12 protein-coding genes are annotated in these 14920 nt (G+C 60.9%); 5 read left to right on the plus strand and 7 right to left on the minus strand.

From position 1 onward, the window contains the following. Positions 1–247: 247 nt before the first annotated feature. A complete protein-coding gene (locus V1279_RS27910) occupies positions 248–637 on the plus strand; it encodes an OsmC family protein (RefSeq protein WP_334442515.1) in 390 nt (129 codons plus the stop codon). A gap of 65 nt (positions 638–702) precedes the next feature. Further along, positions 703–927 (plus strand): tautomerase family protein, encoded by a 225-nt coding sequence (locus V1279_RS27915; protein ID WP_334442516.1) that lies wholly within the window; start codon positions 703–705, stop codon positions 925–927. A gap of 281 nt (positions 928–1208) precedes the next feature. On the opposite strand, the gene V1279_RS27920 is transcribed toward V1279_RS27915, so the two are convergent. Beyond that, positions 1209–1514, minus strand: coding sequence for a hypothetical protein (locus V1279_RS27920; RefSeq protein ID WP_334442518.1), 306 nt, complete (start codon positions 1512–1514; stop codon positions 1209–1211). Positions 1515–2205: 691 nt separating this feature from the next. Between V1279_RS27920 and V1279_RS27925 the strand changes: the two genes are divergently transcribed. Beyond that, complete coding sequence (locus V1279_RS27925; RefSeq protein WP_334442520.1) at positions 2206–2355, plus strand: hypothetical protein; 150 nt, start codon at positions 2206–2208, stop codon at positions 2353–2355. Positions 2356–2670: 315 nt separating this feature from the next. Here the strand turns inward: V1279_RS27925 and V1279_RS27930 are convergent, their stop codons facing one another. Then, complete coding sequence (locus tag V1279_RS27930) at positions 2671–3876, minus strand: S1C family serine protease (protein WP_334442523.1); 1206 nt, start codon at positions 3874–3876, stop codon at positions 2671–2673. Between the two features lie 411 nt (positions 3877–4287). Between V1279_RS27930 and V1279_RS27935 the strand changes: the two genes are divergently transcribed. Next, on the plus strand, positions 4288–4572 hold the full coding sequence (locus V1279_RS27935; protein ID WP_334442526.1) for a hypothetical protein: 285 nt from the start codon (positions 4288–4290) through the stop codon (positions 4570–4572). Between the two features lie 82 nt (positions 4573–4654). Here V1279_RS27935 and V1279_RS27940 read toward each other — a convergent pair whose 3' ends face one another. The 5 genes from V1279_RS27940 to V1279_RS27960 form a co-directional block, all read right to left on the minus strand. Further along, complete coding sequence (locus tag V1279_RS27940) at positions 4655–7441, minus strand: UPF0182 family membrane protein (protein WP_334442529.1); 2787 nt, start codon at positions 7439–7441, stop codon at positions 4655–4657. Positions 7442–7792: 351 nt separating this feature from the next. Then, a complete protein-coding gene (locus tag V1279_RS27945) occupies positions 7793–9217 on the minus strand; it encodes a TRAP transporter large permease (protein WP_334442532.1) in 1425 nt (474 codons plus the stop codon). Beyond that, complete coding sequence (locus V1279_RS27950; protein ID WP_334442536.1) at positions 9214–9777, minus strand: TRAP transporter small permease subunit; 564 nt, start codon at positions 9775–9777, stop codon at positions 9214–9216. Before V1279_RS27950 ends, V1279_RS27945 begins: the two co-directional genes overlap by 4 nt. Positions 9778–9870: 93 nt before the next feature. Next, entirely contained in the window at positions 9871–10977 is a 1107-nt protein-coding gene (locus V1279_RS27955; RefSeq protein ID WP_334442539.1) for a TRAP transporter substrate-binding protein, read from the minus strand. A gap of 342 nt (positions 10978–11319) precedes the next feature. Further along, positions 11320–11898 (minus strand): hypothetical protein, encoded by a 579-nt coding sequence (locus V1279_RS27960; protein ID WP_334442542.1) that lies wholly within the window; start codon positions 11896–11898, stop codon positions 11320–11322. 145 nt (positions 11899–12043) lie between these two features. Between V1279_RS27960 and V1279_RS27965 the strand changes: the two genes are divergently transcribed. After that, the gene (locus tag V1279_RS27965; protein WP_334442545.1) at positions 12044–14905 is read left to right on the plus strand and encodes a penicillin-binding protein 1A; all 2862 of its coding nucleotides are present in this window, start codon (positions 12044–12046) and stop codon (positions 14903–14905) included. Positions 14906–14920: the final 15 nt, after the last annotated feature.

Raw genomic sequence — 14920 nt, forward strand, 5'->3', positions numbered from 1 at the left:
GCATCGATGGGACTGGCGCCTCATGCGCCGATACCTGCCTTGGGGCATCCTCGCATCATCGGCCAGCAGACATGGGAGGGGCCCGATGAGCGCAAGCACAATCGATATGGTAACGCCGCGTCAGGAACCTCTGCGCAGGCGCTATCGCGAGAGGCCGGAGCACGCGCAGATCGCAGATCACGCGCGGGCTGCAAACATAGACCGTGATCCATTCCATGGTGCGGTCGTCGCTGGCGATGGTGAGGTCTTGCTGGATTTCGGCATCCACCGGGCCATTGGCGGCGATCACGATCTGCAGAATCCGGGCGACATGCTGTGTGCAGCGCTGGCCGCCTGCCTGGACTCTACGCTTCGGATGATCGCGGTGCGCATGGGAATCGCGCTTAAGACCCTCGCGGTCGAGGTGAGGGCCTTCGCCGACGTGCGCGGCTGTCTGGTGGTGGACCGCCAGGTCCCGGTCGGTTTCCAGCGGATCGATGTCGACGTGCTCATCGAGGCCGAAGGGAACACCGATCCCGCGCAGATCAGTAGGCTAACATCAGTCGCCGAGCGCTGCTGCGTCGTTCTTCAGACCTTGCGCGGCGACATCGCGGTGGACACGAGATTCCGCGGACCGGGCAGCCATTGCATCCGCTGAATGAGCCGCGTCGAGAGGTTCGCGGCGATCGAAAAACTTGGACGCAGAAACAGGAGCAACAGACTATGCCACTCGTCGATATTCACGTCATTCGAGACGTTTTCACACCGGCCCAGAAGCAACAGATGATCGAGAAAGTGACCGAAGCGATGGTCGCCGTGGAGGGCGAGAACATGCGCGGCGTCACCTGGGTGAAGATCAACGAGGTCGCAAGCGGCGACTGGGCGATCGGCGGAGAAAGGCTGACGTCCGAAAAGGTGAAGGCAATCGCTGCCGGACGGGCAGCATAGCGGCGGGCCACAGTGTCCTCGGCGGAGGCAGCCGCTGAACCAGCAATGGAACCCTCCGGGCCCCATCGCGCAGGACGGTTGGTCTTGCGCGCGTGCGTGACGTCTGGCACGTGCTATCTTGACGTCGGTTGCGGCGCCGGCATGGCGGCGCAGATGGCCGCGGCCCGCGGCGCCAAGGTATCGGGCATCGATGCCGCCGAAGCATCCGGCGGGATCAACGTAGACGACGGCGTCGAACCTAACCGCTATAGATCAGGCCGGCGGGGATCGCACATTCCGGCTCATGCACGTCCGACGGCCTGCATGACGCGCAAGTCCGCAGGCGGGACAGCCTGTGTTGTCGCTGCCAGCGCGGCCTGCAGAGCCTCGACATCAGCACGCAGATTCGGCTTCCAGCCGCAGGGACAACCGCCATCGGAGCGATGCTGATCGGCGACTTCCCTGTAGACCGTTCCGAGAGCCGACGCGGCGAGAGTCATCACCGTCATGGGCGGAAGCTGGGTGGTACGAAGGACATCGCAGAAAGCCGTCATGATGGACCGATGCATCTCTGCGCCGGCAGATTCGCTGTCAGTATCTGGCTGCATGATTACTCGCGCCCTCTTCCTTGTTCGCGCCATGACGGGCAACCGCCTGGGCAGCAATGCGCTCAGAGAAGTGAACCTCTGCGCGATCCGCCCATCAACGCCAAGGACCGATACGCCCTGATGTGATCGCCATCAAGCTATCGCCAGCGTTTGAAAATTTGAATGGCTCGAAACTGGGAAAGAGCGACGAGCACGTCGCCGTTACAGGTCGATCGCTTAAATAGCTTCTAATTTCGATCCTGGTATGCTGGACAGACGACGCTTCCGCCGGCGGCGCCCTAGCCGCAAGATCATGCGCCGGCGCCAGCGGCGAACGCGCAATGTCGATCGAGGGCCTGATCGTGCCGTCGCTGCCGGCCGGGGCCAGGGCCGTCTACGTGACGCCCTCACATATCCCCTCGGCGTGGCCATGAGCCTGTCGCGTCGACGTGCGCGGCTTGCCTGGACCGAGCGCAACAATGCGGTTGTCGTTGAGGACGACTATGACAGCGAGTTTCGCTGACGGCAGGAAGCCGCGCTCCCACTACAAAATATGGAAAACAACCCCATGCAAAGTAGCAATAATCGCCGGCATGATGCCTTGAGCGATTCCGCGAGCGCTTGACACGTCGGGCAAATCAGCGGCACTACTCCATCATCGCGCAGACTACCTATGGGCCTGCTGTAACGCCGCCCTTCGTCGCGAGTGCACATGGGCAACCCGGCGCAATCGTTTCAGCAATGGATCGACATCATCAAGCAAACGGTACTCCAAGAATTTGTCCCGGCCATGGATATTGCTGGCATGTCGGTTTCGGTAGCTGAGTTTAATGCCGCGAAAGCCGAGCAATACGCCGTTTAATCTAATCAATATTTCCGACTTCAATTCTCTAATCGCCCAATCGCAAAAGCACAGCACTCCTGTATTTGCTCTGAGTGATGTGCAGATCGAGCAAGCTGGCGTTATCCTTCAAACAATGAAGGAAAGTAGAGACTCGTTCCGAAAATCCTTCGAGGCGTTAGCCAATTCAGTTGAAATAATCGCTGGTGTAACCCCGAAACCTACGCCGAAATCCACCGTCACCGCAGTGTGAATTTCAGCGCGCGTGATCGACCAGTCACCCCGGCTCCCTCGAATTTCTCGCGGCGAGATTTCGCGAGCTGCTCCGAACGCCAGCTATCTTGGATTCGCCGCGGACGCATTGGGTTCATTCGGCTGCTGACCCAAGGTCACGCTCAATGAACTCTCTTTTCCTTGCCGAAGCACCGTGAGCTGGATCGAAGAGCCCGGCGCCATCGCACCGACTTTCCTGGTCAACTCGTTGGCGTTCTTGACCGGCTCACCACCCACGGAGGTGATCACGTCTCCGCTTCTCAATCCGGCTTTCGCAGCGGGACCATTGTCTTGAACCGCTGCCACGATCGCACCGCGGAGATTGCTCAATCCGAGGCCGTCGGCAAGTTCAGGAGTGACCGATTGAACTTTAGTCCCGAGCCATCCGCGCGTGACCGCGCCCTTTTCTTTCAGCTGCGGTATCACTGCCTTGACCGTATCGGCCGGGACCGCAAAAGCAACGCCCACCGAGCCTTGGGAGGGTGAAAAGATCATGCTGTTGACACCGATGACATCGCCTCGGGTATTGAAGCTCGGGCCGCCGGCATCGCCGCTGTTGATTGCCGCATCGATTTGGATGAAATCCTTCGCTGAACCAACCTCGATGTCGCGATCGCGCGCTGAAATAATGCCGGCCGTCACGGTACCTCCGACCGCAAGCGGATTCCCGGCGGTAAGCACCCAATCGCCCACGCGCGGCGGCTGGTCGGAGAGCTTCACGTAGCTGAAGTCCGTGCGTCCGTCGACTTTGATCAAGGCGATATCACTCCACGAGTCCCTACCTACGACTCTTGCCGAATAGACCTTGTCGTCGCTGGTTCGGATCTCGACCGTGTCGTTGTCTTCCACGACGTGACTGCTGGTCACGGCATAACCGTCCGGAGAGATGAAGAAGCCTGATCCAGCATTGATGAGTTCGAGTGTCGGTGCCCTCCCTCGATCGGGCGCATCCGGATCTGCCCCTGGAATCTCCCCTTTCGGAGCGCGCTGTTCAGGCGCACCAAATTTGCGCATCGCAGTCGCTTTGGAACGCACCCCAATCACGGTCGGTTGAACTTTCTCGGCGAGATCGGCGAAATCGCCGGGCCCACCATCCTCAGTATCAGCAACCCGATCGATCAATGTCGCCGGCCTGCCCACGAAGGAAGTCTGGCCCGGAGAATTTACCGTTGCCTGCGCGATACTCGCTATCACCGGAATCGCGAAAGCGATCGTCCCGCCCATCATCGACGCCCGGCGCCAGATGAAAACCAAACCTCCACGAGCCATGTGCGCCTCCATAGCCTGTCATCGCCTCACCGCGGTTTGACGTCAGACGCCGGTACGTTCGGCTCGCCGTCAGTTCTGCGAGAGCGGTCAGACGCTCGCGGCAACGGGGGGTTCAACAATCTGCCGCGCCAGCAGTTCCATTCCAAGGCGGATAAGGAAGGTCATCCAAATGCCACAAAGCGACGCCGACTGATCGCCTCGTCACCGAAGATCCCGCACAGAGCCCAACGTGATCTTTCCGTACGGTCGCAGTTCCACCACGCAGCACACGCTCGCCTCACTTCCATCCGTTCGCCGGAGCGTCCGCTGAACTTGCGGCGAGCCTTCGCAACTTTCTTTGAACCGTCGGCCCTTGTGTTGGGATGGATCTGCCACGACATTCGAATTGAACGATTTCGGTGAAGGCAGGCTGTGATCAAGGTCGAGCGAGCCGGCGAAGGCGATCCACTCGAATTCGAGGTCATCGTCCGTGTGGGAAACGGCGAGACGCGCCATCACGTCACGATGGCAAGAGATACTTGCGAACGGCTGACGATGGGCACACACACGCCCGAGAATTGCGTCGAGGCGGCGTTCCAGTTCCTGCTTGATCGCGAACCCCAGGGATCGATCCTGCAGCGTTTCGACGTCACCGTGATCTCCCGTTACTTTCCCGAGTTCGAGCCCGAGCTGCCACGCTACCTCTCTCAATCCTGATTAGGCCGCCATATTCGGCAAGGGAGAGCAATTGGCCGCTGCCGCTGCCATCGGAGGCAGCGCTGGACTGAAAGTTCGGGGCCTAGTGGCCGGTGGAGCGTCGGTCCATTTCCTCCAGGAGCTCGCGCATTGCGTCGAACTGCGTGCCGAAGCCTTTCCAATCTCCGGACTTCAATCGCTCCACGGCTTGATTGTAGCGATCAAGCGCCTCCCGTGCCTGATTTGCCGCCGGGCCTGTGACGGGCTTCTCCTGTGTCGTGCCTGAAGCCGCCGGCGCGGCTCCGGGCTCTATGAACAGCGCTGACAAGGCCTCGGCTAGCGTCTCCTTCATCACCACATGTTCACCGTAGGCTGCGATCACGCGTTTCAGCTCCGGCAGGTGTCCGTGCTCCGCTCGCAGATAGAGCGGCGTTACATAAAGGATCGAGTTCTCGATCGGGATCACAAGCAAGTTCGCACCGCGGATCACCCGCGAGCCCATCTGGTTCCACAGCGTGATTTGTTGCGATATCTCGGTACTCTGATTGATCCGTGCTTCGATCTGGAATGGTCCATAGACGAGCTTCTCCTTGGGAAACTCGTAGACGATCAGCTTGCCGTAGTCGGGCGCGTCACAGCGCGCGGCGAGCCACGCGATCATGTTGTCGCGGCGGCTGGGCACCATCGGGAGCATCAGGAAGAACTCGGCCTGCGGCTCGCCGGGCAGTCGCATGATGATGTAGTAAGGCGCCATCATTGCGGTGCCGCCGCCGCCCGGCTGGCGCGGAAACTGCCAGAGATCCTCGCGGTTATAGAAAACGTCGGCCGCCTCCATGTGGTAGGTCTGATACAGCCGTGCCTGAATCAGGAACAGGTCCTCCGGATAGCGAATGTGCTTCTGCAGGTCCGCCGGCATGGCCGCGAACGGCTTGAACAAGCCCGGAAAGATGCGCTGGAAGGTTGCGGCGACCGGGTCGCCGGTGTCCATCAGATAAAAGTCGACGGTTCCGTTATAGGCGTCGACGATAACCTTCACTGAATTGCGAATGTAGTTGAGATCCAACCCTTGCGCCGGCTGTGCATAGGGGAAATAGGAACTCACCGTATAGGCATCCTGCATCCAGAACATCCGCCCATCGCTGATGACCAGATAGGGATCGTGATCGAGCCTGAGGAACGGAGCGATCGTCCGTACCCTTTCCTGGATATTGCGGCGGATCATGATCCGGCTGTCGGCGGTGATGTAGCTTGAGAGCACCAGGTTCGGGTCGTTGAAGTAATAAGCAAACAGGCCTCTCCACACCATCGCTCCGATCGGGACGCCGCCCGTGCCGTCATAGGCCGCGTAGACATTGTCCTTTCCCTTCGGATAGTCGAACTCAGGTGTGCTCCCTTTGACGATGACGTAGCTGTCGTGCTCTTCGCCGTAGTAGATGCGCGGTTCGCGGATCTGGGGGCCTCCGTCCGCAACAGGAGGTATGTCGCGCAGATAAAAGAATGGCAGCCCTTCGGCGCTCTTGCGAGTGACCGGGCTCATCACCGCGCCGGTGCCGTGAGTAAACAGCACGTGGCGGTTGACCCAGGTCTGGGCATTCGGCGGCAGCAACGAGGGCCGCAGTTCGCGGGCCGAGATCATTACGCTTTGGTAGGAGCCATCGAGCCAGTAGCGATCGACGTCAAGATGATGGAATTTGTAGTAGGTGCGGATCTCCTGCAGCTGCGCGTAGGTGTCCGACAAGGGCAGCCAATCCCACAGCCTGATATTATCGATTGTCGCCTTGTTGGCGTCGAGCGTCTTGAAGGTAAGCTTCTGTTCGGCAGCAAACGGCTTGGCTGCGATCTGATCGAGATTGTATGCCTGCCGGGTGAGCGCGATGTTGCGTTCGATGTAGGGCTTCTCCAGCTCCAGCTCGCTTGGCTTGACGAAGAACTGCCGGAACAGCACGGGAGCCACGCCGGACAGCACCAAAGAGCCGATCACGACAAGCATGACCGCGGCGGCAGGAAGCCGGTAGGTCCTCACCCGGAGGTTTGCCAACGCAGCAAACGCCGCAATGATCGACAGCCCGATCATCAGCCACAGGCCCGGTAGCCCGACATGCACATCGGTGTAACTGGCGCCGACGACGACGCCGTTGTCGCCATAGAGCAGCAGATAACGATCGAGAACGTACGACCAGGCCTTCACGACGAAGAGGAGAGCGAGCAGCGCCGAACCGTGCGCGATTGCTGTCGGCGAAATCGATCGACGATGAATGTCGTATTCGATGTCGCCATGCACCCAGTAGATCGCTGCGGCGAACAGCGCGCTCAGAACGAGTGTGAGCAGCATCCAGTTCTTTACGAGGATATAGGCCGGCAGCACGAAGAGATAGAAACTGATGTCCTTGTTGAAGAGCGGATCGTCGGCGCCGTAGGGAACGTGATAGAAAAACTGCAGGATGGCGCCCCAATTGCCGACTTCTGCCGCGGCAACCAGCAGTGCGAGTAAACCTGCACCGCCCGCGACAACCCGGGACCATCGCAGCCGATCGCGCACGCCCGCCAACAGGTCGGGCGGTGGCACATTGCCCGTAAGATTCCACACGAACGCCGCGACAGATTGCGGCGGCTGCCGTCGGGCAAAACGCACGGCGAGCCATCCGTTCAACCACAGGACGATCGCAGTCCCGGTCCAGACTGCAAAAAGAACGACGGCTTTGGCGCCGATTGTCGTCCAAAAAACCTGCGGATAACCGATCGCGGAAAACCACAGCCAATCAACTAGGAAGTCGCTCGTGAGCCAGAGCAGGATCAGGCAAATTCCGGCGAAGACGGCCGCAATGATGGACCCGACCACGGCGCTTTGCCTTGGTGCCTTCCGTTCGGGTCCGGTAATCCCGATCGTCATGACCCGAGAATAGCGGAAATGAGGGACGCCTGCCGCTTGATTCGTGGTCGGGATTGCGCGGCAAAAGGGGGGACGCGGATGCGCGAAGCTGCGTCGCCGGCCCCCCGGAACAGCGCACTGCAGCAAATTGAGAAGGCGAAAAGCAGAGAACGCGCAAAGCGGCAAACTCGGCAGGTGCAACGGCTGGCTATCAGTCAGTTATCGAGCAACCAGATGCTCCGGAAAACCGGAGCAGCAGCATCGTATGATGTCGCGGAACCTGGGTGCATTTGGCATGGGTGTCCGGGCGACTTGGCGCTCCCTAGGCAAACAATCTGCGCCAAGGGCTGACTCCATCGGGCCGACGCCAGGCTACTTCTTTTTTGGTGTCAGCCAGTCTTCGTCTTCCAGGCCCGGTGCCCGCTTCTGCTGTTCCAGGATTTTCTTGTACTCCTCGGGAATCACCTGACTGCGTGATGCCTCGTTCAGCGTGTGCGGGAACCAGGTCGCAATGCCGGGGAAGGCAATCATCAGCCCAACGCAGATCACCTGCAGGATCATGAACTGGAACATGCCGGCGTAAATCGTCGCGAGACTCCAGCCCTTGACCACCTGCTTGAGATAGTACGCTGACATGGCGACCGGCGGCGACAGGAAGGCGGTCTGCAGCACCACCGCAACCAATGCTGCGAACCATACGAGGTCGATGCCCATGCCCTTCACGACCGGGTAGAAGATCGGCAGGAACACCAGGATGATGGCTGGCCACTCAAACGGCCAACCCAGCAGGAAAATGAGCAACAGCACGACAATCAACATCAGGCTGGGCGGCAACTGGAGGCCGAGCATCGTCTCGGTGATCCAGTTCGCCGAGCCAAGGCGGGCGAACACCGCACCGAAAATGTTCGACGTGACCGCCAGTAGCAGGACCATGCTCGACGTCGCCATCGTCGAGATCAGCGCCCGTTGCAGTCCGCTGAGCGAAAACCTGCGATATGCGATGGCCAGGATCAGTGCGCCGACGCTGCCGATGCCGGCGGCCTCCGTCGGCGTCGCAAAACCGCCGATGATCGAGCCGAGCGTCGCCGTGATGAGCCCGAGCAGCGGCAGCGTGCCGATGATTACCTCGCGCGCAATGTACCCCGCCGAGTAGATCCGCTCGTCCATTGGTACCGGCGGCCCGAGTTTGGGGTTCAGGAAGGCGCGGCCCATCAGATAGGCGATGTACATGCCGGCCAGCAGGAAGCCCGGCCCGAAGGCTGCAGCATAGAGATCGGCGACCGACACCCCGAGCACCGGCCCCATCACGATCAGCATTACCGACGGGGGAATCAGAATGCCGAGCGTGCCGCCCGCAGTGATGGTGCCCGCTGAAAGCTTGGCGTCATAACCCGCCTTCGTCATGATCGGCGAGGCCATGATGCCAAGAACGGTGACGGCTGCGCCGACGATGCCCGTCGCCATCGCGAACACGGTCGAGGTCAGGATGACGACGAGGAAGAGTGCGCCGCGCACCGGCGCAAGCAGCATGCGGAACGCCGTGAAAAGGCGCTCCATGAGCCCCGCCTGCTCGGTGATGAAGCCCATGAAGATGAACAGCGGCACGGCGGCCAGCAGTTCCTCCTTCATCAGGCCGATGGTCTGGAAGTAGGCGAGATCGAAGACCGTCGCACCCATGCCCACGTAGCCGAACGCAAAGGCGAGAAACAGCAGCGTGAACGAGATCGGCACGCCGATGAAAATCGCTCCGAGCAGCACCAGGAGCATGATGAGGCCGATGAGCGCTTCTGCGGTCATATCTCGACCTTCTCCTTGTGCTCGAGCTCGACGCCGGTGCGAAGCATGTAGATGCTCTTGATCAACTCGGACACGCCCTGGATCAGCAGCAACAGGCAGGCGAGCGGCACGACGAACTTGAACGGCCACAGCACCGGTCGCCACGGTGTCTGGTCCGACATCTCGTTGATCTGCCAGGCGTAGTGAAACTCGTTCCAGCTGATCAGCAACAGCATGATCAGGCTCGGGAAGAAGAAGACGATATAGGAAATCGTGTCGATCAAGCCCTTCCTGCGGATGGAGAACTTCTCCCAGAAGAAGTCGGTGCGGATGTGAGCGCCCTTGTGCAGCGCGTAAGCAGCGCCGAGCATGAACAGCGAGCCGTAGAGCATATAGGTTGCGTCGTAGGCCCATATGGTCGGAGCGTTGAACAGGTAGCGCGCTCCAACCTCGTAGGCGACGCCCAGAACAAGCGGCACCGACAGCCACGAGATGATCGTGCCGGTGCGATCCGTGAAGCCGTCGATGATCCGGATTATGGCCAGCAGCGCTGGCGACTGCCTGTCTGTTATCTCAGCCATCCCACACCCTACCGCCGACCGTTCGTGCGGCGCGACGCAGGCCGCCCGCGCGCGAACGGAGGGCGGCCTAACCGGCCGCCCTCGGACGAAGCCCTATTTCTCGACCGGGAAGTAGTAGTTCGCCATGAAGGAGTATGGCGGGAAATAGGACCGCTTGTACGGCACCACAGCGCTGGCATAAGTCTTCTGCGAGTCGTGCACCTTCTTGAAGAACGGGTTCTTGGCGCCTTCGGCCGCCGCGATCTCGTCCCACTTCTTGATGAAGGTCAGCAGGATCTCGGTCGGCGTGCGCAGGATCTGTACGCCGTGCTTCTGCTGCATCTCAATCAGCGCATCGGCGTTCTGGCGCTGCCACTTGGTCCACCAGACGAGGAATGTCTCGTTGGCCGCCGACTTGATGATCTCCTGGTGCTGAGCGCTGAGCTCCTTCCACACATCGCCGTTGATCACGATTTCGCCGACCGTCACGTTCTCATGCAGGCCGGGCGAATAGTGGTACTTCCAGACGTTGTGGAAGCCGAGCTGCATGTCCTCGATGCCGCCGACCCACTCCGCGCAATCGATCACGCCGCGCTGCGCGGAGGGAATGATCTCGCCGCCCGGCATGTTAACCACCGTGAAGCCGAGCGCCTGCCAGACTTCGCCGGCCATGCCGGTCTGGCGGCATTTCATGCCCTTCATGTCCTCCACCGTCTGGATCGGCTTCTTGAACCAGCCGAAAGCCTGCGGCCCTGCAGGCAGGATGGGGAATACGACGACGTTGAGCTTGAGCTCCTTCTGATAGAACTCGTTGTAAAGATCGAGGCCGCCGCCGTGATAGAACCAGCCCATCACGTCCATGTAGTCCATGCCGAAGGTGCCGCCGGGACCGCCGGTGAACAGAATCGCGGTCTTGTTCTTGCCGGTCCAGTAGCCGGCCCACGCATGCGCTCCGTCGAGCACCTTCTTGTGGGTCGCGTCCAGCACCTCGAAGGCCGGCACGACCTGGCCGGCGGGCATTGCCTCGATCTTCAGCGTGCCGGCCGATAGCTTGTTCACCCGTTCGGCGAAGTAGGTGAAGTTATCATAGAGCGTGAGCGACGCCGGCCACGTGGCCTGCATCTTCAGCGTCTTCGTCTGCGCTATGACTGCAGTGGTGGATCCGACAAACACCGATGCCATCAGGGCAGCGGTGATTAATCCCAGAAACAAGCGTTTCATGAGTCCTCTCCTCCCTTTGACGACGTGGCCTTGGCGCGTTCGCTTCGTTCTTATTTTCTTGTTTGCTGCCGTGCCGGGCCCTTGAAACCAAGTCTGCCACTGTAGCGTCAAGTTGTCATCTTGCTTTGTGGCCGCAGGAAGCGCCGGCAGGCCGCTTGCTGCGTGGCACGCTTTGCGGGCGTCGCGCCGGCGGATTTACCGCTGCTTGGTGCACCGCGGTCGACCTTCCTACCGATGGAGCATATGGCGAAAGCTCGGCCTGCTCCGGGGCGGAGCGGCCACCGCGCCTCATGGCGTCCAGGCGCCGTCGCCACGACTGCAAATCACTTCAAGCGCAAAACTTCACTCCTCCAATTTCTTGCTCAGTTCGGGATTGAGCTTGTTCCGATCGACAGACTGATAGAACGTGATGGGTCTGCATTTTCCCTCGAAATCCGCGAGGACAATGGCCGTCCACGGACTCGTGTTCTCGCCCGAACCGTCGCGTAGGTCCGGCATGACCTTGCGAGCAGCGATCACATACCAAGCGCGACCAGCTGCTGCGGCCTTCGCAGCCGCCGCGAACTCATCCAATATTCCGCGCAGATTTTTGCGCATTTCTTCTTCGCTGTCCCCGCGCAGATGCTTTCGAGACGACTTTCCCGCCTCTCCGTACTCATGATGAATGTTCAACTGCAGTCGGGCATCATCCACTTCGATCTTGGTGACCCGTATCGCGGCTCCGCCTTCGCGGAGATAGTCTCGCACCCGGACGTCGCAGGCCAAAAATCTGTCCGTGGGCGGCTGAGCGACGCCAGCTGCAGGGGGGACCGCGGCAAGAGCCCGGGTGTTCTTTTTTCGAGAAGCAGCATCCGCAGGCATCGTGGCGATGGCGGCGCTGAGGAGCGCCGCGGCGAGCACGATTGGAAGAGGGGCATTCATGAGTGCGCTGCCAATGTGGTGCTCTAAAACGCACTGGCCGCAGCGTTGGTTCCGGGGCTAGGGAACTTTTTCCTCAGTACAGCCTTGTTTAGTGTTCTAGAAAAAGCGGGACCTTACGGAGGCGGCTTTCGACCGGCGGCAGGTCATGGACTCGATTCTCATCAAGATCTTCGCCACGGCGCTTGCCTTCAGCCAGGTCACTACCCGGCCGGATGGGGTCAAGACGGAGTTCGATGCGGTGCGCGACCGCTCTGAGGTGGCGCAGCTTTTGGGTGCCGGCTGCGCCCACATGCGCAAGGCTTTCGATATCGAGGACATCAACCTGGACGATCTGATTGCCACTGCCATGGATGACAAGGAGGCGTTGAGCAGCGAGATCAAGGCGCTCAAAGGCTTGAATCTGGCCGACCTCCAGATGGCCTACAGGCAGTTCTGCAAGGTCGAAAAAGTGGAAGAATCTCCGGTCGATCTTGGTCAGGTCATCGCTTTCTACAACAGCGCGGTCAAGGATCTGCCCGACGCCGTGCAGCTCAAGCAGCTCAGGCTTCCTGGCACCAGCGTAGTCCTCGACAACAAGAGCGAGCGCGTTGCCGAGATTTACGCGCCGAACAATCGCCGCATCTGGGTCAAGCTTGCGGATATCCCGGAAGCGGTGCGCAACGCATTCATCGCCGCCGAGGACAAGCGCTTCTTCCAACACGCCGGCATTGACGAGCGCGGATTGGTCCGCGCCTTCATCGGCAACTTCGCGCAGCCGGGCCGGCCGCAGGGCGGCTCGACCATTACGCAGCAGGTCGCCAAGAACCTACTGGTGGGCAACGACATCACTTACGAAAGAAAACTGCGCGAAATGATCGTTGCCTCGCGGATGGAGCGCGCCCTGACCAAGGCGGAAATCCTCGAGCTCTATCTCAACTCGATTTATCTCGGTCGCGGAGCCTGGGGCATCGAGATGGCGGCGCGCAGCTATTTCGGCAAACCAGCCAAGGCGCTCTCCGCAGTCGAGGGCGCACTGCTCGCCGGGCTCGCCAAGGGACCTAACTACTTCAATCCCGACCACCACCCTGAACGCGCGCGCGAGCGCCTTGCCTACGTGCTGGGCCGCATGCAGGACGACGCCATGATCGACGCCGCCGCGGCGCTAGCAGTATTGCCGCAGCTCGTCGAGTACCGGCCGACGCGACGGGACTTCGGCTTTCACTTCGTCGATCACATCGGCCGCGAGGCAAAGGTGGTCGCGGGCCTCGATACTCTCACCAGTTCCTCCTACACGGTGCGCTCGACCGTCAATTCGGCCTTGCAGCGCGTCGTCGAAGCGACATTGCAGGAGGGCCTCGCGCGGTACGAGCTGAATACCAATCGTTACAAATTTGAGGGACCCGAGGCGAACATTTCCGATGCTGTCCGTCTCAAAGCGGCTGACCCGAGGGCCACGGAGCCGGCCTGGCTCGTGGCGTTGAAGACGACGCGGCTACCTCTCTATGACGTTCACTGGGAATCGGCGGTCGTCCTGGAGAATACGCGTGGCAAGAGCGGCCATGCGATCAACGTCGGTCTGACCGACGGAAGCATCCTGCCGCTGAACACCTGGAGCACTGCGATCCGGCGCAGTCTCAAGCCGTACGACGTGGTCTACGTGCAGGTGCGCAAAGCCAATGGTAAGCAAGCGGCGCGTGCCGATCTGCGCATTCGACCGACCGTGCAGGGAGCGGCGCTCGTACTCGAGAACGAAACCGGCCGCATTCTCGCGATGGCGGGCGGCTTTTCGTATCCGGCAAGCCAGCTCAACCGCGTCGTCCAGAGCCTGCGGCAACCCGGCTCCACCTTGAAGCCGCTGACCTACCTCGCCGCTCTTCGGAAGGGATTGCAGCCTAACACGCTGGTGATGGACGAACCTATTACGCTGGCACCGATCGGGGCGACGGTCCACGCGCGCCAGCGCGGTTTCTGGTCGCCGAAGAACTACGAGGGCGGCGCTTCGGGCGCCATTACACTGCGGCGTGCGCTGGAAAACTCCCGGAATCTCGCCACCGCGCAACTGCTCGCGACCGGTCTCGACGACAGCGCCGAGCGAGGCCTCGACCGGGTCTGCGAGATCGCGATGGAAGCGCAGCTCTACAAGGAGTGCATGCGCTACTACCCATTCGTGCTCGGTGCCCAAACTGTGCGGCTCATCGACCTTGCGGCGTTCTATGCAGCGATCGCCAACGAAGGCGCACGACCCCAGCCCCATGCGATCGAAACGATCGAACAGGACGGCCGCCCAATCTACCGGCACGATCCGCATGCGGTGTCCTGGATCGGCTTCGCCGACCGCGCATCGTTTTACCAGTTGAAATCAATGCTGCAGGGCGTGCTCGCGCGCGGAACCGCGCGCGTGGTGAAGCATCTCTCGCCCTATGCCGGCGGCAAGACTGGTACCACTGATAATTCGGCCGATGCCTGGTTCGTCGGTTTCACAAATGACGTCACCATCGCCATCTGGGTCGGCTACGACAATGGCGACGGCGGGCGCCGCAACCTTGGGCGCGGCCAGACCGGAGGGAAAGTGGCGCTGCCGATGTTCGAGCCGATCGTGCAAGCAGCCTGGGAGCTGCATGCTCCCAAGACGGCGTTGAACGGCCCTTCGCGCGAAGCCATGCGTCAACTCGTTGCTCTGTCGATCGATCCCCATACCGGCGATCCTGCACCGGCCGGCTCCGGGCGCGCTTTCACCGAGTACCTCAAGAGGGACCCGGCGGGCAGAATCGATGATACGCAATTTCGGATCGTCTCGCGTGCAGAACGCTACGCCTATCGTGGCGGTCATGACGAAGGCGACGGGCCATTCCAGCAGTGGTTCAACGATAACCGCCTTTACGGCGATAACCGGCCGCCCTTTCCATTCCCGAACTGGCGTCTTGGTCCGCGCGAATATCCCTCCTGGCGCGGATATCCCGATGACGAGGACCGCCCGCGACCGCCGCTCCGAGTCGATCCCGATTATTTCTGGCGGCGGCTGAATTGAGATTGGCGCCATGAG

The sequence above is a fragment of the Bradyrhizobium sp. AZCC 1610 genome (assembly GCF_036924515.1).
Classification (GTDB): domain Bacteria; phylum Pseudomonadota; class Alphaproteobacteria; order Rhizobiales; family Xanthobacteraceae; genus Bradyrhizobium.

Coding starts and splice junctions, on each gene's coding strand:
- V1279_RS27915 (WP_334442516.1), top strand. CDS start 703: ATGCCACTCGTCGATATTCACGTCATTCGAGACGTTTTCACACCGGCC.
- V1279_RS27920 (WP_334442518.1), bottom strand. CDS start 1,514: ATGCAGCCAGATACTGACAGCGAATCTGCCGGCGCAGAGATGCATCGG.
- V1279_RS27925 (WP_334442520.1), top strand. CDS start 2,206: ATGGGCAACCCGGCGCAATCGTTTCAGCAATGGATCGACATCATCAAG.
- V1279_RS27930 (WP_334442523.1), bottom strand. CDS start 3,876: ATGGCTCGTGGAGGTTTGGTTTTCATCTGGCGCCGGGCGTCGATGATG.
- V1279_RS27940 (WP_334442529.1), bottom strand. CDS start 7,441: ATGACGATCGGGATTACCGGACCCGAACGGAAGGCACCAAGGCAAAGC.
- V1279_RS27945 (WP_334442532.1), bottom strand. CDS start 9,217: ATGACCGCAGAAGCGCTCATCGGCCTCATCATGCTCCTGGTGCTGCTC.
- V1279_RS27950 (WP_334442536.1), bottom strand. CDS start 9,777: ATGGCTGAGATAACAGACAGGCAGTCGCCAGCGCTGCTGGCCATAATC.
- V1279_RS27955 (WP_334442539.1), bottom strand. CDS start 10,977: ATGAAACGCTTGTTTCTGGGATTAATCACCGCTGCCCTGATGGCATCG.
- V1279_RS27960 (WP_334442542.1), bottom strand. CDS start 11,898: ATGAATGCCCCTCTTCCAATCGTGCTCGCCGCGGCGCTCCTCAGCGCC.
- V1279_RS27965 (WP_334442545.1), top strand. CDS start 12,044: ATGGACTCGATTCTCATCAAGATCTTCGCCACGGCGCTTGCCTTCAGC.